The following is a 16,974-nucleotide window of genomic DNA, read 5'->3' as shown; positions in this document are numbered from 1 at the left end:
GCGCAACCGAATTAACGGGCCCCGCGAAATACCCCTAGCCTCGGCGGCATGAACGGTGGCGGGAAGTACGACGCGGTGATCGTGGGCGGCGGCCACAACGGCCTGGTCGCGGCGGCCTACCTGACCCGGGCCGGGTGCTCGGTGCTGGTGCTGGAACGGCGCGGCGAGATCGGGGGAGCGGCGGTGTCGTTCCGCGCGTTCGACGGCGTCGACGTGCGCCTGTCGCGCTACTCCTACCTGGTGAGCCTGCTGCCGCGGAAGATCGCGGCCGACCTCGGGCTGAACGTCGAGCTGCGCCGGCGCCGGATGTCGTCCTACACGCCGTCCGGCGACACGGGTCTCCTTGTCGACACGGGCGACGACGCGCGCACCGCGGCGGCTTTCCGCGCCGTCACCGGGTCCACAAAGGACTTCGACGCGTGGCGCGAGTTCTACGCGCAGGCGGGCCGGGTGGCGGCCGCGACGTTCGACACGCTCACCGAACCGTTGCCGAGCCGGGAAGACCTCAAAGCCCGCATCGGCGACGACGAAGTGTGGGCCACGTTGTTCGAACGGCCGATCGCCGAGACGCTCACCGGGCGGTTCGACGACGACACCGTGCGCGGCGTGGTGCTCACCGACGCGCTCATCGGCACCTTCGCCGGCGCCGGCGACGAGGACCTGCGGCAGAACCGCTGCCTGCTCTACCACCTGATCGGCAACGGCACCGGCGACTGGGACGTGCCCGTCGGCGGGATGGGCGCGGTGACCGGCGCGCTCGCCGACGCAGCCCGCCGCGCCGGGGCCACGCTCGTCACGGGCGCCGAGGTGCGGTCGGTGTCGCCCGACGGCGAGGTGCGCTACACCCTCGACGGCACCGAGCGCGTGGCCGTCGGTTCTCACGTGCTCGCCAACGTCGCCCCCGCCACGCTCGCGCGGCTGCTCGGCGAGGCGGTGCCCGGCCCGCGCCCGGAAGGCGCGCAGCTCAAGGTGAACATGGTCCTCTCGCGGCTGCCCTGCCTGCGCGACGCGGCCGTGGACCCGCGCGACGCGTTCGGCGGCACCTTCCACGTGAACGAGACCTACTCGCAGCTCGAGACCGCGTACGCCGAGGCCGCGGCGGGCCGGATCCCGACGCTGCCGCCGTGCGAGATCTACTGCCACTCGCTCACCGACCCGTCGATCCTCGGCCCGGCCGAGCGCGCGGCGGGCGTGCAGACGCTGACGTTGTTCGGCCTGCACATGCCGGCGCGGCTGTTCGAGGCCGACAACGAGCGGGCGCGGGCCGAGGCGTTGCGCGCCACGATCGCCTCGCTGGACAGCGTGCTCGCCGAGCCGATCGAGAGCTGCCTGCTGCGCGATGCGGCGGGCAACCCGTGCGTGGAGGCGAAGACACCGCTGGACCTGGAGGCCGAGCTCGGGCTGCCGCGCGGGCACATCTTCCACCGCGACCTGTCCTGGCCCTTCGCCGAAGATCCGGCCGACGCGGGGAAGTGGGGTGTCGAGACCTCACACGAGCGGGTGCTGCTCTGTGGGGCCGGTGCCGTTCGCGGCGGCGGCGTGAGCGGGATCCCCGGGCACAACGCGGCGATGGCGGTGCTCGCTCGACGGCGCGGCGAAGTGCGGGCAGGGTGAAGACATGCGTGTGATCGTGATCGGCGGCGGGATCGCCGGAGCAGCCACGGCCTACCACCTCGCGAGCAGCGGGGCCGACGTCGTGGTGGTGGACGGCGGGCTGCCCGGCGTCGCGACGGAGGCCGGCGCCGGGATCGTGAGCCCCTGGACCTCGCGGTGGGACAACACGATCTACCCGCTCGCGGCCGCCGCCGGGGCGTACTACCCGGAGCTGGCCGCGGCGTTGCGCGAGCAGGGGCACGACTCGTCGTTCGAGGTCGTCGGCGGGATGGTCGTCTCGGCGGACCCGGCCGAGCTCGACGAAGCCCACGGGCGGCTGGTCGAGCGCGTCGCGGACGCCCCCGGGGCCGGCGAGGTGCAAAGGCTGGACCCGGCGCAGGCGCGCGAGCTCTTCCCGCCGTTGGCGCCCGAGCTGTCCGCCGTGCACTTGTCCGGCGCCGGCCGTGTCGACGGCCGCGTGATGCGGGCGGCGCTCGTGGCCGCCGCGGAGCAGCGGGGCGCGCGGTTCGTGTCGGCGGAGGCAACCTTTCTGTCCGGTTCGCGCGTGCGCGCGGGGGACGAGGAGCTGACCGGCGACGCCGTGGTGCTCGCCGCGGGCGCGTGGTCCGCGGCGCTGGCCGAACCGCTCGGGATCACGGTGCCGGTGGCGCCGCAGCGCGGGCAGATCAGCCACTTCGACCTGCCGGACACCGACACGTCCGCGTGGCCCGTGGTGCTGCCGCGGTCGAGCCACTACCTGCTGTCGTTCGCGGGCGGCCGCGTCGTGGCGGGCGCGACGCGCGAGACGGACTCCGGCTTCGACTACCGCGTCACGGCCGCCGGCCAGCGCGAGGTGCTGGACCAGGCGCTGGCCGTCGCGCCGGGCCTGGCCGACGCGACGCTCGCCGAGACCCGCGTCGGCTTCCGCCCCGCGACGCCGGACACGCTGCCGTTGCTGGGCCAGGCCGCGCCCGGGTTGTTCCTGGCCACGGGCTTCGGGCCGGCCGGCCTGACGCTGGCGCCGTACGCGGGCAAGCTCATCGCCGCACTCGTCCTCGGCGAAGACCTGCCGGCGGATCTGCTGACGGCGTGCTCGCCTTCGCGGTTCGGCTGAAGCTCAGTACTCGGGCTCAGTCGTCGGTGAGCAGTTCCAGGGCGTGCTCGCCGGTGCGCTCCACCGTGAGACCGGCCTTGGTGATCACCTTCACCAGCTCGTCCACAGTGGACGGTTCGGTGCGCGAGGTCGCGAGCACGGCGGCGAGCCGGCCCTTGTAGGCCTTGTTGAAGTGGCTCACGGTCGTGCGGTTGCCGGCGGCGTCCTCCGTGACCACGCGCACGGTCACCGCGCCGGGGCGCAGCTTCGCGAACGCCGAGTACGTGCCGGAGCGCAGGTCGACGATGAGCCCTTCGATGTCCTGCAGCACTGGCTCCAGCGCCGGCTTCCACAGGCTGCGCACGGTGCCGAGCGCGGGCACGCTGTTGCCGCCCGAGAGGCGGTACGCGGGGATCGGGTCGGTGGCCGAGACCACCCCGAACAGCGAAGACGTGACGGCCAGGCGGCGGTGGGCCTTCTCCAGGCCGGCGCGGGTGAAGCTGCCGATGTCGAGGGCGTCGTAGAGCACGCCGGTGTAGCGGCGCAACGCGGGCAGCGTCGGCGAGGTCCACAGGCTCCCGTTGCGCGCGACCTCGTGGCTCTGGCGCTCGGAGATGCCGAGCGCGGCGAGGCTCGCGGGAACGTCCTGCGCGAGCTCGACGAGCGCGTCGGCGAGCTTGGCCCGCACGGGGTTGAGCTCGGGGAACGACAGCGTCTCGAGGTCGAGCGGCGCGCCCTTGCCGCCGTCGGCCTTGGTCTCGGAAGGAGGGAGGAGCACCAGCACACGACGAGGGTAATCGGGGTGCGGCGCCCGTCAGCGCCCGCCTACGCTGACGTCATGGAGCTCACCTGGCGCCCGCTCACCCTCGGCGACGCGGAGCAGCTCGCGACCGTGTTCGCGGCCGCCGAGGAGGTGGACCGCACCGGCGAGCACTACACCGCCGCCGACCTGCGCGAGGAGATGCAGGGGCCCGACCTCGACCTCGCGCTGGCCAGCACCGGCGCGTGGGCCGGCGACCGCCTCGTGAGCTACGCGGCCATCCGCCGCCGCGACGCCGCCGACCCGGTGCACATGCCGCGCGTCGAGGCGATGACGCACCCCGAGTTCCGCACGGCCGAGGTCGCCGCGCACCTCACCCCCTGGTTTCTCGACGCCGGCAAGCGCGTGCACGAGCGCGCCTTCCCCGACGCGCCGCTGGAGCTGCACGCGGGCGCGCACGAGAACGAGCACTGGTACCTCGACGCGCTGGCCCGGGCCGGGTTCCGGCGCGCGCGGTCGTTCGTCGAGATGCGCGCCGACCTGCGCTCGTTGCCGCCCGCGCGGCCGCTGCCGGCCGAGTACGAGGTGGTCGCGTTCGACGAGCGCTACGACGACCTCACCCGGGTGGCCCGCAACGCGACCTTCTCCGGCCATTGGGGCAGCGCCGAGCTGTCACCCGAAGCCTGGCGCCACCGCATCACGGGCGCGAAGGACTTCCGTGGCGACCTGTCGTTCCTGCTTCTGACTCCCGCACACGACGCGGTGGTCGGGTTCGTGCTCAGCGCGTTTCACCCGGCCGACTTCGCGGGCACCGGCGTGCGCGAGCTGTACGTGGACTACGTCGGCACCCTGTCGGAGCTGCGCGGCCGTGGTGTGGCGACGGCGCTGCTGGGCCACACGCTGGCCCACGCCCGTGGCGCCGGGTTCGAGCGCTCGGCCCTGTCCGTGGACACCGACAACGCCTACAGCGCCGTCGGCATCTACGAACGCTGCGGCTACGAGGTCGCCGACACCTACTACGGCCACGTGCTGCCGATCTGAAGCCCTATTCGACAGCCTCACTCAACACGGTTCAGCAGTGGTTCCCCGGTCACGAAGCGGCGCAGCTGCTCGGCCACCAGCTTCTTCGCGCGCGGGTAGAACGACGCCGACCCGCCGGCGACGTGCGGCGTGATCACCACGCACGGCACCCTCCACAGTGGATGGTCGGCCGGCAGCGGCTCGGGGTCCACGACGTCGAGGGCGGCCCGCAGCCGGCCGGTGGTCGTCTCGGCGAGCAGCGCGGCGGTGTCGATCGCGGAGCCGCGCCCGACGTTCACGACCAGCGCGCCCTCGGGCAGCAACGCGAGCTCACGGGCACCCATCAGGCCCTTCGTGGCCTCGGTTTCGGGCAGGATCAAGACCACGATGTCGGCCGAGGGCAGCAGCCCCGGCAGCTCGGCGATCCCGTGCACGCCTTCACGCGCGTGGCTCGCCACCCGCGTGACCACCGCCTCGGCCGCCAGCAGCTGCCGCTCGATCGCGTGACCGATGGAGCCGTAGCCCACGAGCAGCACCCGGCTGTCGGCAAGCGAACGCGTGTGCTCGCGCTCCCACGACCCGGTGGCCTGCTGCGCGAACCACCGCGGCAGGTCCCGCTGCGCCGCGTGGATCAGCGCCAGCGCGTGCTCGGCCACGCTGAGGTCGTGCAGACCCCGGCCGTTGGCCAGCGCGACGCCCTCGGGCACCAGCGGCACCAGCGCCTCGACCCCGGCCGACAGCGCCTGCACCGCGCGCAGCGAAGGCAGCTTCCCGATCAGCTTCGGCGGCTCAGTCCCCGCGTCGTAGGGCAGCACGTAGAACTCCACGCCGGACAGGTCGTCGCCGGGCAGGGTCACGCCGTCGTAGTACGCGGCGGCCAGCCCGCCGGGCAGCTCGATGTCGGTCCAGGGCAGGAGAACTCGCGCGCTCATGCCCGCCAACCTAGCGCCGCCGGCTCAGTGCGCGCCCGCCTGCGCCACGCAGAACACGTTGCCCTCCGGATCGGCCAGCACCGTCCACTCGATGCCCGGCTGCGCGTGCCGCTCCTGCTCGCTCGCACCCAGCCCGACCAGGCGTTTCACCTCCGCCTCGCGGTCGGGCGCGGAGAAGTCGATGTGCACGCGGTTCTTCACCGTGCGCGGCTCGGGGACCTGCTGGAACGCCAGCGCGGGCCCGCCGCCGCCGGGGCGCGCGAGCATCACGAAGGGTCCGTAGTCCGCTTCGACCGCGACGCCGAGCGCCTGCGTCCAGAAGTCCGCGAGGACCCGGGGGTCCGCGCAGTCGATGGTGATCATGCCCAGTTCGAGTGCCATGGCGGCGACGCTAGCGCGGGGCACCGACAAAACGCCGACCACGCGATAACCGGGTGGAGTGCCCGGACGGCGGTTGACTACGCTGTGTCGGTCAACCCCCGCTCACAGCCGCTCAGCGCAGGGAGTCCACCGTGATCACCAGGATGTCGTCGTTGTTCCTCCGCACCTTGCGCGAGGATCCGGCGGACGCCGAGGTACCCAGCCACCGGCTGCTGGTGCGTGCCGGCTACGTCCGCCGGGTCGCCCCGGGTGGTTACTCGTGGCTGCCGCTGGGCCTGCGGGTGCTCCGCCGCGTCGAGCAGGTCGTGCGCGAGGAGATGAACGCGATCGGCGCGCAGGAGATCCAGTTCCCCGCGCTGCTGCCGCGCGAGCCCTACGAGGCCACCGGGCGCTGGACCGAGTACGGCGACAACCTCTTCCGCCTCAAGGACCGCCGGGGTGCCGACTACCTGCTCGGCCCGACGCACGAGGAGCTCTTCGCGCTCACCGTGAAGGGCGAGTACAGCTCGTACAAGGACTACCCGGTCACGCTGTACCAGATCCAGACGAAGTACCGCGACGAAGCGCGCCCCCGCGCCGGCATCCTGCGCGGCCGCGAGTTCGTGATGAAGGACTCCTACTCCTTCGACCTCGACGACGAGGGCCTGGAGCGCTCCTACCAGGCGCACCGCGACGCCTACACCAAGCTGTTCGACCGCCTCGGCCTCGAGTACGTGGTGGTCGCCGCGACGTCGGGCGCCATGGGCGGCTCGGCGTCGGAGGAGTTCCTCGCCGTCGCCGAGACGGGTGAGGACACCTACGTGCGCAGCACGGAGTCCGGCTACGCGGCCAACGTCGAAGCCGTGGTCACCCCCGCGCCGGCCGAGCGTCCGATCGAGGGCCTGCCCGCCGCGCAGGTGCACGCCACGCCGAACACGCCGACCATCGAGTCGCTCGTGGCGTTCTTCAACGCCGCCGGCCTCGGCCGCGAGTTCACCGCGGCGGACACGCTCAAGAACGTGCTGCTGAAGATCCGCCAGCCGGGCGCGAAGGAGTGGGAGCTCCTGGGCGTCGGCCTGCCGGGCGACCGCGAGGTCGACATGAAGCGCCTCGAAGCGTCGCTCGAGCCCGCCGAGGTCGAGCTGCTGGAGGAGGCGGACTTCGCGAAGAACCCGTTCCTCGTCAAGGGTTACATCGGTCCGAAGGCGCTGAAGGAGAACGGCGTTCGCTACCTCGTCGACCCGCGGGTGGTCACCGGCACCGCGTGGCTGACCGGCGCCGACCAGGACGGGCACCACGTGCTCGACCTCGTGGCGGGTCGCGACTTCACGCCCGACGGCACGATCGAGGCCGCCGAGGTCCGCGAGGGCGACGCGTCGCCCGACGGCCACGGCACCCTCGTCGCCGCGCGCGGCATCGAGATCGGCCACATCTTTCAGCTGGGCCGCAAGTACACCAACGCGTTCGAGCTCGACGCCCTCGGCCCCGACTCGAAGCCGATCCGCATCACCATGGGCTCCTACGGCGTCGGTGTCTCGCGGCTGGTCGCCGTGCTCGCCGAGCAGAACCACGACACCGCCGGTCTGGTGTGGCCGCGCGAGGTGTCGCCGTACGACGTGCACGTGGTCGTCGCGGGCAAGGACGACACCATCGCGGCGGGTGCGGAGAAGCTCGTCGCCGAGCTCGACGCGGCCGGGGTCGACGTGCTGTTCGACGACCGCAAGGCCACCCCGGGCGTGAAGTTCGCCGACGCGGAGCTGGTGGGCGTGCCCACGATCCTGGTCGTCGGGCGCGGCCTGGCCAACGGGCTGGTCGAGGTCAAGGACCGCCGCACCGGCGAACGCGAGGAGATCCCGGTCGACTCCGTGGTCGGCCACCTGGTCAAGCTCGTCCGCTCCTGACGGCACCCGCCGGTGGGGCTCTTCGGCCGGTCCGGCCGCGAGGACGACGGCGGCTACGAGGACAACGCCGCTCTCACCGGTGTCGGCGGGTACGAACCCGCTGACGCACCCGGCTTCCCGGCCGCCGGCTACGGCACGGGCTCCCCGGTTTCCGGGCAGCCCGCTGCCGGGCCGGCCGAACCGGATGCCGGCCCGTGGTCGGCGCAAGGCGAGAAGTCCGGCGGAACTCCTTGGTACGCCGAAGATCCCGCCGTCACCGGGCACGCGCCACGCGCGGAGCCCCGGCGCATCCGGCCGACAGGCCGGCCGCCTGCACGGTTGAAGGGGCGGCCGTCGCGGGCGCTGTGGATCCTCGTGGCCGTGATCGCCCTCGGCGTGGCCGCGATGAACTTCTTCGGCGCCGCCCGCCACCACTCGGCGAGCCCGTCGACGCCCAGCCGGGGCCCGGTCACCTTCCAGCCCGAGCCGCACGTCGTCGTACCCGCGGTGGTCGACGGCTGGTCGTCGGTGGCCGCGCGTGACGGCAGCTTCGCCTACGACGTCCCGCCGGGCTGGACGCCCGAACCCGGCGTCGTCCACGGCTGGGACGGCACCGCGACCTCGCCGGGGATCCTGCTCAGCACCACGGCGTCCGCGGGCCGCGGCTACTGCGGCAGCGACAGCCGCCACGGCGGGTCCGGCGTCACGACGGAAGATGGCGGCAACGCCGAAGCCGCCGCGCGCAAAGCGGTCGGCGACCTCATCGGCAGTGCGTACGCCCCGGGCGCGAAAGTGACGTACGCGCCGGCGCAGGACGCGACCGTGCCGCTCGAGACCACCACCCGTCCCGCGCGGCTGGTGCTCGCCGACGTCACCCAGGACGGCACCGACGGGTGCATCCAGAAGCACGTCACCGTCGGCGCGCTCGCCTTGGCCACCGCGACCCGGTCGGTGGTGCTGCTGGCCTACACCGACGACACCACCAGCCGCGCCGACGTCGTCCGGCTGCTGCGGAGCTACCGCGGCGTGCCGGCCGCCGACCGGTCCACGACCACCCCGCCGCCGACTACGCGCTGACGCCGCAACGCCAGCTTCGCGAAGTCCTTCAGCCCGGCGCCTTGCAGATACGCGCGCCCGAGCGCGAGGCCGATGCGCGGCAGATCGGCCTCGTCTCGGTAGGCCAGGTACAGCGGCTCGCGCCGCGGCTGGAACTTCGCCTTGAACGCGTGCAGCGAGCGGAACCCGTAGTACGGCTCCATCAGCGCGCCCACCGCGTCGAGCACCCGGTCCACCGCACGCGCGGGCGCGGTGTCGCGGCCGCGCACGAGCGGTGCGCCCGAAAGCGAGACGAACCGAGCGCCCTCCTCGCGCAACGCCAGGCACGCCGACGCGATGAGGAACTCCATCACCGGCCGGAACCCGCCCGGCCGGCGGCGCATCACGTCGAGCGTCCACCCGCCGACGGTGCCCGAGCCCGTGTGCACCGGCAGCCACGACGTGATGCCCTGGACGCTGCCCGACGCGTCGATCGCGAGCCCCACGCGCGTCGCCGGGTCCATCGCCTCGGCGACACCGCCGAGGGTGAATCCCATCTCCGGCAGGCCTTTGTCGCCGATCCACTCCTCCGACAGCACGCGCACCTGCTCGCGGATCGCGGGCGGCTGCTCGGCGAGGCGCACCAGGTGGAACTCGATGCCGTCGTGGCGCGCCTTGTTCAGCGCCGAACGCACGTCCTGTCAGGCTTTTCCGCGGAACTCCAGGTTTTCGAGGTCCACGAGCGTGTCCTCCGCGACCTGCACGTGCTGCCAGCCCAGCTCCCGCGTCACCCCGACGGTCGCGGCCGTCGCGGAGAAAACGCACGGCACCAGCCCGGAGTTCTCGCACATCTCCCGGAACTCCCTGAGCGCGCGAGCGGCCGAGCCACAGGGTGCCACGGGATCGCCGAGCGCGATCGCGACCCCCGCGTGGCGCTGGTACGCGAGGTAGGACGCGCCGTCGGAGGCGACGAAGTACGCGTTCTGCGGCCACGTCGTCATCCACGAGATCGTGCTGCCTCCGTTGCGCCCCAAGAGAAGCCGGGCGAAGTGACCGTCCGGTCCGCCGCGCAGCAGCTTGCGGCGACGCCGGCGTGACGGCACGCGGAACGCGCCGCCGGCCGCGATCAGCAGCACCAGCTCGACCGTCCACAAGAGATTGTCCACGAAGAACAGCGAAAGCCCGTGGCTGTCGTACTCGGCGCGCACCAGCTTCGCCACGGCCAGGACCCCGCTCACCACGAGGATCTGCGACACCGCGAACACGCACAGCCCCACGGCCCAGCGCCACGCGAGGCGCGAGCCGCGGCGCAGGCCATTGAGCATCGGCACCACGAGCACACCCATGACGAGGATTTCCGGCGCCGACAGCGAAACCGCGTCGGACGGGCCGAACGGGCCGTCACCCGGGACGAGCCACATCACCACCTCGGCCACGGTGAGCAGCAGCAGTCCCGCGCACGCCAGCAGCCGCCACTCGCGCACGCTGGGCCGCACGGCTTCGGCCAGGCGCGCCCTGCCCGCGAGCCGGTGGCCGAGCGGCAACGCCAGCACCAGCGCGAAGAAGTGCACGAGATCCGCGAGCGTGCCGACGTACACGATCGCGACACCCGCATACACGCACAACCCGGCGCGCAGCCGCAGCCGCCACGGCGCGCGCAGCGTCGCGCTGGCCACGGCGATGGCTGCGAGTGTGCCGCCGGAGAAGCCGACGTCGAGCGTGGTCGCGATGTGCGCGGCCCACGTCCAGCCGGAGTGGCGGCACAGCACGAGGAACTGGATCGCCGCCGCGGCCGCGACCAGCTGCCCGCCGACGGTCACCAGGATCGTGCGGCGCGTGCCGAGCTGCCACTCCGCGAACCCGGTCAGCAGTGCGAAAGTCCCGGCCATCGGCAGGTAGAACAGCGGCCGCAGCGCGAAGAACGGGCCGGTCGCCAGCGTCCACCAGCGGCCGTGTTCCAGCGACGGCAAACCGTAGGCGTAGTAGGCGAACGACGGCTGGTGCTCGGCGGCTTGCCAGAGCGTGCGGCTCGCGACCCGGCCACGAGGATCGCGAGCACGACGGTGGTGGTGAACGGAAGGCGGCGCCAGAGCACGGCGAACCGCTCGCGTTTCGGCCTTCCGGCCGCCCGCCCGCGTCCCCCCGTGCCGGCACCGCTGGCGGTCCCCGCCGCCGGCGATGCGGTCGTCATGATCCGAGTCTTGCGCCTGGGCCTAAAGCCGACATCCTTCGTGGGAGCGACTTGTCCGCCTAGGGGAGTGCTACTCCGGAGGGAGAAAACCCTGACCCGAAGGCGGATGCGGGCTCAGGGAAACACCGCTCGGCCAGGGGGTGAACCGCGCACGGCGGCCTCGGCGCGCGGCCGAAACCGCCGTGCGGGTCGAAAAACAGGGGTGGACCGCTCAGCCGAGCACTGCCTTGCGCACCGAGTCGAGATCGGCGAGATCGGGCAGCACGGTGTGGGCACCCGAGGCGGCGAGCTCTTCGGCGCTGTAGTGCCCGGTGGCGACGGCGACCGCGACGGCACCGTTGTCGAGGGCCGCCTTCACGTCGTTGGGGGTATCGCCGATCACCACGACGTCGCCGGGCGCGAACGCCGTGCCGTGCTTGGCGGCCGCCGCGGCCACGGCGTGGGGGACGAGGTCGGGCCTATGCGCCGAGAGCGAGCCGTAGCCGCCGATCTCCAGCTCCAAGTGCTCGTCGAGGCCGAACGCGGCGAGCTTGTGCACCGAGATCTCCGGCAGATTGCCGGTCACGAGGGTCTGCACGGCGCCGTGGCCGGCCATCTCGGCCAGCGCCGCCGCCGCGCCGTCGAGGGCCCGGCCGGCTTCGTGCAGCGTGCCGCGGGCCTCGTCGGCCACGGCGATCAGCTCGCTCCACAGGCGCTGGATGTTCTCCTCGGTCGCCTCGATGCCGTGCGTGGAAAGGACATCGGCGGTGATCGCGCGCTCGGTGCGCCCGCCGTAGTCGGGGTGGGTGCGCAGCTCGGTGCCCATGGCGGTGAGCGCCGTGGCGTACCAGCTGCTGCCGACGCCCGTGAGGTCCACGAGCGTGTGGTCGATGTCCCAGAGCACCAGCCGGTGCGCGTGCGTCGTCACGGCCGTGAGGGTACCGGCGGAAGTATTCAACGTCTGTTGACTTTCCGGTGACGACCTACTTTGGCCGTAATTCAATATATGAAGAATAACTGGGAAGCCGTCATGCCGGCTGCTGCTCGGCGCCCCGCGGGCGCGTTCGACCTGGTCGCGGTGCTGGCGGGCGCACTCGCCGCCGTGGTGCTGGGGTTCCTGACCTTCGGGGCGCAGGCCACGGTCGCGCCTGACCACGTACCCGTCGCCGTTTCGGCACCCCCGTCGATGGCCGGGCTGGCGCGCCAGGTCGCCGCCCATGGCGGCACGCAGCTCGACTGGCGCGTCGCCGACCCGGCCGAGGCGCGGAACCTGTTGGCGGAAAAGGAGGTCTACGACGTGCTGGAGCTTCGTCCTGGCCCCGCCGCCACCGTCGGCTCTCCGGCGCGGTGAACCCGGCGGGCACGCAGGTGCTCGCGGGGGCGGCCCAGGCGTTGCCCGGTGAGCCGCGCCTCGAGATGCTGCACCCGGCGAGCGCCGCGGGCCGGGTCGTGCCCCTGGCCGCCAGCGCGCTCGCCTGGCTGGGCTCGCTCGTCGCCGGTGCCGTGCTGGTGCGGCTCAGCGCCGGCTGTCGGGTGAGCGTTCCGATCCGCCTCGCGCAGGTGCTGGGCAGCGGCGTGCTGGTGACGGGTGTGCTCGTGGGCTTCGCCGCCCTGTGGGACTTGACGCTGCCGCTGACCTGGGACGTGCTCGCCTACTTGTTCCTCACGGTCACCGCGTTCGCCGCGCTGCAAGCCGGTCTGCTGCGGCTGCTCGGCCTGTGGGCGCTGGCCATCCTGGCGCCGCTGTACCTCGTGGCGCCCGCGGTGGCCGGGCAGGTGCCCGAGCTGCTCAACCCGGCCTACCGCGCGCTGCTGTGGTCGTGGACACCGTTCCGCTTCTCGACCGAAGGCCTGCGCAGCCTCCTGCAGGGCCTACCGGACGCCCCGGACGTGACGACGGGCATCTGGGTCCTGACCGGGCTGCTCGTGGTCGGCCTGGCCCTGGCGCTCTGGCCGCGCCGTTCACGACCCGAGCCGCCCGAACCGCAGCCCACGGCCTCACCCATCGAGGTCGCGGCCGCCTGAGGTCGGCGCCGCTCACCCCGCGCCTACCCTCCCAACCCACCCCGCCGAGGGCGACCACAGCGCGAGACCGGCAAAAGGCGATCTCGCACGCCCCGGCGGAGCCGGGGCCAAACTCAGCTACACAAGAAACTGAAGCGGATCTTGCGCACAGGGTTGTCGACGTTGGTGTCGACCAGGCAGATCGACTGCCACGTCCCCAGCGCGAGTACCCCGCCCAGCACGGGGATCGTCGCGTACGGCGGCACCAGCGCGGGCAGCACGTGGTCGCGGCCGTGGCCCGGGCTGCCGTGGCGGTGCCGCCAGCGCGCGTCACGGGGGAGGATCTCCTCGAGGGCGGCGAGCAGGTCATCGTCGCTGCCGGCGCCGGTCTCGAGGATCGCCAGTCCGGCCGTGGCGTGTGGGACCCAGACGTGCAGCAGACCGTCGGTGGCGTCGGCGTCGCGCAGGAACTTCTCGGCCTCGTGGGTGAGGTCGTGGACCACGGCGGTGTTCCCGGTGTGCACTTCGAGCTCGGTGGAGTACATACCGCCAGCGTCTCAGTGTTGTCTGCCCCGGCTCCGCCGGGGCGTGCGAGATCGCCTTTGAGCCGGCTTCCGGATTGCGCGGCCGGACCGGCCTGGCGGCCGATCGCACCGCACAATCCGGAAACCGGCGCGATCTCGCGTGGGTAACCAGGTGGGACCGAGAGCGCGAACAACCACTCAGGTGTCAAATGCCCAGGTAGCGCAGCACCGCGAGCACCCGGCGGTTGTGGCCTTCCGACGGCGGCAGGCCGAGCTTGGCGAAGATGCTCGTCACGTACTTCTCCACCGATCCCGCCGACAGGAACAGGTCCGCGGCGATCGCGGAGTTGGACCGGCCCTGCGCCATCAGGTCGAGCACCTCGCGTTCGCGGGCGGTCAGCTCCGTGAGCGGGCCCGACCGGCCGGTGGCGGCGAAGAGCTGGCGCACGACTTCGGGGTCCAGCACCGTCTCGCCGGCCGCGACCCGGCGCAGCGCGTCGAGGAAGTCGGAGACCTCGGCGACGCGGTCCTTGAGCAGGTAACCGACCGCGCCGGCCTGGTCGGCGAGCAGCTGCTTGGCGTACTTCGTCTCCACGTACTGCGAGAACAGCAGGATCGCGCAGCCCGCCAGCTCCTCGCGCAGCTCGATCGCCGCGCGCAGGCCCTCGTCGGTGTGCGAAGGCGGCATGCGGATGTCGACCACGGACACGTCGGGCCGGTGCGCGCGCACGGCCGCCCGCAGCTCCTCGGCGTCCTTCGCCGCCGCGACGACGTCGTGGCCCCGCAGCCCCAGCAGCTCGACCAGGCCCTGGCGCAGGATGGTCGAGTCCTCGGCGATCACGATCCGCATGCGTTCCCCCCTCGTCGCCAGCCTAGCGAGGCAGCGGGACTTCGGCCGTGACCACGGTCGGGCCGCCGGGCGGGCTCACCACGGCCAGCTCGCCGTCCACCGGCCGCAGCCGCTCCGCGATCCCGGCCAGCCCGCCGCCGGGCACCACCGCCGCGCCGCCGGGGCCGGGGTCGGCCACGGTCAGGCGCAGCCCGCTGTCGTGCTCGTCGATCCGGACGGTGCAAGGCTTTCCGGAGTGCTTCGCCACGTTCGTCATCAGCTCCGCGGCGGCGAAGTACACCACGGCCTCCAACGACGGCGGTGGCCGACGGCCCAGCCGCACCGACACCGTCGCGACCATCCCGACGGAAGTGGCCACAGTGGACAGTGCCACGTCGAGTCCCTTGTCCAGCGCCGCCGGGTGGATGCCGCAGGCGAGGTCACGCAGCTCGACCAGTGCCTGCTTGGCGTTGCCGTGCGCGGCCTCGACGAGCGTGCGCACCTGGTCGAGGTCGACGGTGTCCGTGGCCAGTTCTTCCTTGGCCAGCCCCAGTTTCATCGCCATCGCGACGAGCTGCGCCTGGGCCCCGTCGTGCAGGTCGCGTTCGATGCGGCGCAACCGCTGCGCCGCGTCTTCGAGCGCCGTCGTCCGCGTCTCCTCCAGGAACCGCAGGCGTTGCAGCAACCCGGGACCGGACAGCAGCAGCCGCCCGAGCTGCCGGTCGAGGACGGCCAGCGCGTGCACGACCCACGGCACCGCGGCCAGTGCGATCACGCCGCCGATCGCCCACAGCACCGTGCCCGGCCACGTGCGGCTCACGATGTTGTAGACCGGCAGCACGTCGCGCGTGAAGAACCACAGCACCGGGTAGCTCGCCCCCGCGACGCCGAACACCAGGACCGACCCGGCCACGGCGAACCCGGCGAACGAGATCGGGACGCGGAGCACGAGGTACGCGCCCGCGCGCCACGCGTGCCGGTCGCCGAGCCGCGCGACCAGCCAGTGCCACAGCCCGGGCCGCAGCGCCACCGGCGCCGGCGCGCGCAGCGGCGCGTCGAGCAGCACGCCCGCCAGCCGCCGGTGCAGGCCGCCGAGCAGCCGCATCCCCCGTACGACCCCCGCGAGCACCAGCAGCCCCAGCCCGAGCGGGCTCAAGGCGACGCCGATCGCGAGCCCGGCGAGCACGACGACGAGCGCGACCGGCGACAGCACCCCGGCCACCACCAGCCACGCCGTTTCCACCCGCGTCTGGCGCAGCGGCCCAGGCCACCACGCGCGCCGCGGCGCGCCTGCGTCCGCGGCCCGAGAAGTCATGCCCCGAAGTCTGCCCGCCGCACGGCCGGCCGACCACCGGGTTCGCCCTGGACCGGGTGGGGGATTTCCCCCGCCCGGCCCGGAGCGTCAGTCTTCTTCGGGGCGCTGCGCAGGATCGGGAGCGCGGTGCTCACGGACGCTGTCTTCCCGAGCGCGCTGCGACGCTTCCCGCATCTCGATCACGTCGGTGAGCCAGCTGCCGGTTTCGCGCGCGATGTCGCGCACGGCGCCGGTGATGATCGTCGCGATCGCCCCGATGTGAGTGGCCGCGGATTCCGTGAGCTCCTGCACCGTGTCCTTGCCGCTTTCGAACTGACCCACCATGTGAGGTTCCTCAGGCTGCTCGGAGTTGCCGGTCGGGATCCACCGTAACCTCCGGGCCGCCTGAAGGCGTTCCGGGAAGCGCCAGCTTCACGATCTTCTTGGCCACCGACCACAGCTGTTTGCGCAGCGGCCCGGTGTTGTAGGGCAGGCCGTAGCGCTCGCAGATCTCGCGCACTTCGGCCGCGATCTGCGGGTAGCGCCGCGCCGGGATGTCCGGGAACAGGTGGTGCTCGATCTGGTGCGAGAGGTTGCCCGAAAGGATGTGGAACAGCGGACCGCCGGTGATGTTGGCGGACCCCAGGATCTGGCGCAGGTACCACTGGCCGCGCGACTCTTCGTCGGTCTCTTCCTGGGTGAAGCTCTCCACGTCGGCCGGGAAGTGGCCGCAGAAGATGATCGAAAACGCCCACAGGTTGCGCACGAGGTTCGCGCTCGCGTTGCCCACCAGTGTCAGCGGCGCGAGCGGACCGGTCAGCAGCGGGAAGAGCACGTAGTCCTTGCCGATCTGGCGCGCGGCCTTGCGCATGATCTTGCGCAGCACCGGCACGTTCTCGGCCCACGTGCGCTCACCCTTGAAAACCCGCTCGATTTCGAGGTCGTGCAGCATCACGCCCCACTGGAACAGCAGGGCGAGCAGCGTCGCGTACACGGGGTTGCCGAGGTAGTACGGGTGCCACTTCTGGGCCGCGTCCATCCGCAGGATGCCGTAACCGATGTCGCGGTCCTTGTCGAGGATGTTCGTGAACGTGTGGTGCAGGTAGTTGTGGGAGTGCCGCCAGTTCTCGGCCGGCGCGACGTTGTCCCACTCGAACCGCTGCGAGCTCAGCTCCGGGATGCGCGTCCAGTCGTACTGGCCGTGCATCACGTTGTGGCCGATCTCCATGTTGTCGAGGATCTTGGCCAGTGACAGCGCCGCCACGCCGGCGACCCACGCCGGCGGCAGGAAACCGGCGAACAACAGCCCGCGTCCGGCGACCTCCAGCCCTCGCTGGGTCTTGATGATCGTGCGGATGTACTCGACGTCGGCCTCGCCGAGGTCGTCGACGACGCGTTGGCGCAGTGCGTCGAGCTCGCGGCCGAACTCCTCGATCTGTTCGGGCGTGAGGCGGTCCTGAAGTCCTGTCATGGCGTACCT

14 protein-coding genes and 2 pseudogenes are annotated in these 16,974 nt (G+C 72.5%); 6 read left to right on the top strand and 10 right to left on the bottom strand.

From position 1 onward, the window contains the following. The first annotated feature begins 48 nt into the window (after positions 1–48). Positions 49–1,614, top strand: coding sequence for a phytoene desaturase family protein (locus QRX50_RS46520; RefSeq protein WP_285969419.1), 1,566 nt, complete (start codon positions 49–51; stop codon positions 1,612–1,614). Positions 1,615–1,618: 4 nt separating this feature from the next. After that, entirely contained in the window at positions 1,619–2,707 is a 1,089-nt protein-coding gene (locus QRX50_RS46515) for an NAD(P)/FAD-dependent oxidoreductase (protein WP_285969418.1), read from the top strand. 16 nt (positions 2,708–2,723) lie between these two features. Here QRX50_RS46515 and yaaA read toward each other — a convergent pair whose 3' ends face one another. Further along, a complete protein-coding gene (gene yaaA / locus QRX50_RS46510) occupies positions 2,724–3,470 on the bottom strand; it encodes a peroxide stress protein YaaA (RefSeq protein WP_285969417.1) in 747 nt (248 codons plus the stop codon). A gap of 54 nt (positions 3,471–3,524) precedes the next feature. Here yaaA and QRX50_RS46505 point away from each other — a divergent pair, with 54 nt between their 5' ends. Next, on the top strand, positions 3,525–4,487 hold the full coding sequence (locus tag QRX50_RS46505; RefSeq protein WP_285969416.1) for a GNAT family N-acetyltransferase: 963 nt from the start codon (positions 3,525–3,527) through the stop codon (positions 4,485–4,487). A 17-nt stretch (positions 4,488–4,504) separates the two neighbouring features. Here QRX50_RS46505 and QRX50_RS46500 read toward each other — a convergent pair whose 3' ends face one another. After that, positions 4,505–5,398 carry a 2-hydroxyacid dehydrogenase gene (locus tag QRX50_RS46500; RefSeq protein WP_285969415.1) on the bottom strand — a complete coding sequence of 298 codons (894 nt, stop codon included), beginning with the start codon at positions 5,396–5,398 and terminating at the stop codon, positions 4,505–4,507. Positions 5,399–5,422: 24 nt separating this feature from the next. Beyond that, positions 5,423–5,779: a VOC family protein gene (locus tag QRX50_RS46495; RefSeq protein ID WP_285969414.1), complete on the bottom strand. Its 357-nt coding sequence runs from the start codon at positions 5,777–5,779 to the stop codon at positions 5,423–5,425. A 131-nt stretch (positions 5,780–5,910) separates the two neighbouring features. On the opposite strand from QRX50_RS46495, the gene QRX50_RS46490 reads away from it, so the two are divergent. Both QRX50_RS46490 and QRX50_RS46485 read left to right on the top strand, forming a co-directional pair. After that, entirely contained in the window at positions 5,911–7,659 is a 1,749-nt protein-coding gene (locus QRX50_RS46490) for a proline--tRNA ligase (protein ID WP_285969413.1), read from the top strand. Between the two features lie 12 nt (positions 7,660–7,671). Continuing rightward, positions 7,672–8,715 carry a DUF8017 domain-containing protein gene (locus QRX50_RS46485; RefSeq protein ID WP_285969412.1) on the top strand — a complete coding sequence of 348 codons (1,044 nt, stop codon included), beginning with the start codon at positions 7,672–7,674 and terminating at the stop codon, positions 8,713–8,715. Here the strand turns inward: QRX50_RS46485 and QRX50_RS46480 are convergent. Beyond that, positions 8,655–10,864, bottom strand: a pseudogene (locus QRX50_RS46480) (bifunctional lysylphosphatidylglycerol flippase/synthetase MprF). The gene QRX50_RS46485 and the pseudogene QRX50_RS46480 sit on opposite strands and share 61 nt — an antisense overlap. A gap of 211 nt (positions 10,865–11,075) precedes the next feature. Beyond that, positions 11,076–11,771, bottom strand: coding sequence for an HAD family hydrolase (locus QRX50_RS46475; protein ID WP_285969411.1), 696 nt, complete (start codon positions 11,769–11,771; stop codon positions 11,076–11,078). 102 nt (positions 11,772–11,873) lie between these two features. On the opposite strand from QRX50_RS46475, the pseudogene QRX50_RS46470 reads away from it, so the two are divergent. Continuing rightward, positions 11,874–12,868, top strand: a pseudogene (locus tag QRX50_RS46470) (ABC transporter permease). A gap of 113 nt (positions 12,869–12,981) precedes the next feature. Here the strand turns inward: QRX50_RS46470 and QRX50_RS46465 are convergent. The 5 genes from QRX50_RS46465 to QRX50_RS46445 all read right to left on the bottom strand — a co-directional run bounded on the left by QRX50_RS46465 (position 12,982) and on the right by QRX50_RS46445 (position 16,965). Continuing rightward, entirely contained in the window at positions 12,982–13,392 is a 411-nt protein-coding gene (locus tag QRX50_RS46465) for a secondary thiamine-phosphate synthase enzyme YjbQ (RefSeq protein WP_285969410.1), read from the bottom strand. Between the two features lie 184 nt (positions 13,393–13,576). Further along, positions 13,577–14,221: a response regulator transcription factor gene (locus tag QRX50_RS46460; protein WP_285969409.1), complete on the bottom strand. Its 645-nt coding sequence runs from the start codon at positions 14,219–14,221 to the stop codon at positions 13,577–13,579. A gap of 22 nt (positions 14,222–14,243) precedes the next feature. Further along, positions 14,244–15,515: a sensor histidine kinase gene (locus QRX50_RS46455; RefSeq protein WP_285969408.1), complete on the bottom strand. Its 1,272-nt coding sequence runs from the start codon at positions 15,513–15,515 to the stop codon at positions 14,244–14,246. Between the two features lie 87 nt (positions 15,516–15,602). Further along, positions 15,603–15,839, bottom strand: a complete 237-nt coding sequence (locus QRX50_RS46450) for a hypothetical protein (RefSeq protein WP_285969407.1) — start codon at positions 15,837–15,839, stop codon at positions 15,603–15,605. Between the two features lie 10 nt (positions 15,840–15,849). Next, the gene (locus tag QRX50_RS46445; protein ID WP_285969406.1) at positions 15,850–16,965 is read right to left on the bottom strand and encodes a fatty acid desaturase family protein; all 1,116 of its coding nucleotides are present in this window, start codon (positions 16,963–16,965) and stop codon (positions 15,850–15,852) included. Positions 16,966–16,974 lie beyond the last annotated feature (9 nt).

This window comes from Amycolatopsis sp. 2-15 (assembly GCF_030285625.1).
Taxonomy (GTDB): domain Bacteria; phylum Actinomycetota; class Actinomycetes; order Mycobacteriales; family Pseudonocardiaceae; genus Amycolatopsis; species Amycolatopsis carbonis.
This window is presented reverse-complemented; position numbering and strand designations above follow the sequence as displayed.

Excerpts from the sequence above, each read along its gene's own strand:
- QRX50_RS46450 (WP_285969407.1), bottom strand. The coding sequence starts at position 15,839 with ATGGTGGGTCAGTTCGAAAGCGGCAAGGACACGGTGCAGGAGCTCACG.
- QRX50_RS46500 (WP_285969415.1), bottom strand. The coding sequence starts at position 5,398 with ATGAGCGCGCGAGTTCTCCTGCCCTGGACCGACATCGAGCTGCCCGGC.
- QRX50_RS46505 (WP_285969416.1), top strand. The coding sequence starts at position 3,525 with ATGGAGCTCACCTGGCGCCCGCTCACCCTCGGCGACGCGGAGCAGCTC.
- QRX50_RS46495 (WP_285969414.1), bottom strand. The coding sequence starts at position 5,779 with ATGGCACTCGAACTGGGCATGATCACCATCGACTGCGCGGACCCCCGG.
- QRX50_RS46455 (WP_285969408.1), bottom strand. The coding sequence starts at position 15,515 with ATGACTTCTCGGGCCGCGGACGCAGGCGCGCCGCGGCGCGCGTGGTGG.
- QRX50_RS46445 (WP_285969406.1), bottom strand. The coding sequence starts at position 16,965 with ATGACAGGACTTCAGGACCGCCTCACGCCCGAACAGATCGAGGAGTTC.
- QRX50_RS46460 (WP_285969409.1), bottom strand. The coding sequence starts at position 14,221 with ATGCGGATCGTGATCGCCGAGGACTCGACCATCCTGCGCCAGGGCCTG.
- QRX50_RS46515 (WP_285969418.1), top strand. The coding sequence starts at position 1,619 with ATGCGTGTGATCGTGATCGGCGGCGGGATCGCCGGAGCAGCCACGGCC.
- QRX50_RS46465 (WP_285969410.1), bottom strand. The coding sequence starts at position 13,392 with ATGTACTCCACCGAGCTCGAAGTGCACACCGGGAACACCGCCGTGGTC.
- QRX50_RS46520 (WP_285969419.1), top strand. The coding sequence starts at position 49 with ATGAACGGTGGCGGGAAGTACGACGCGGTGATCGTGGGCGGCGGCCAC.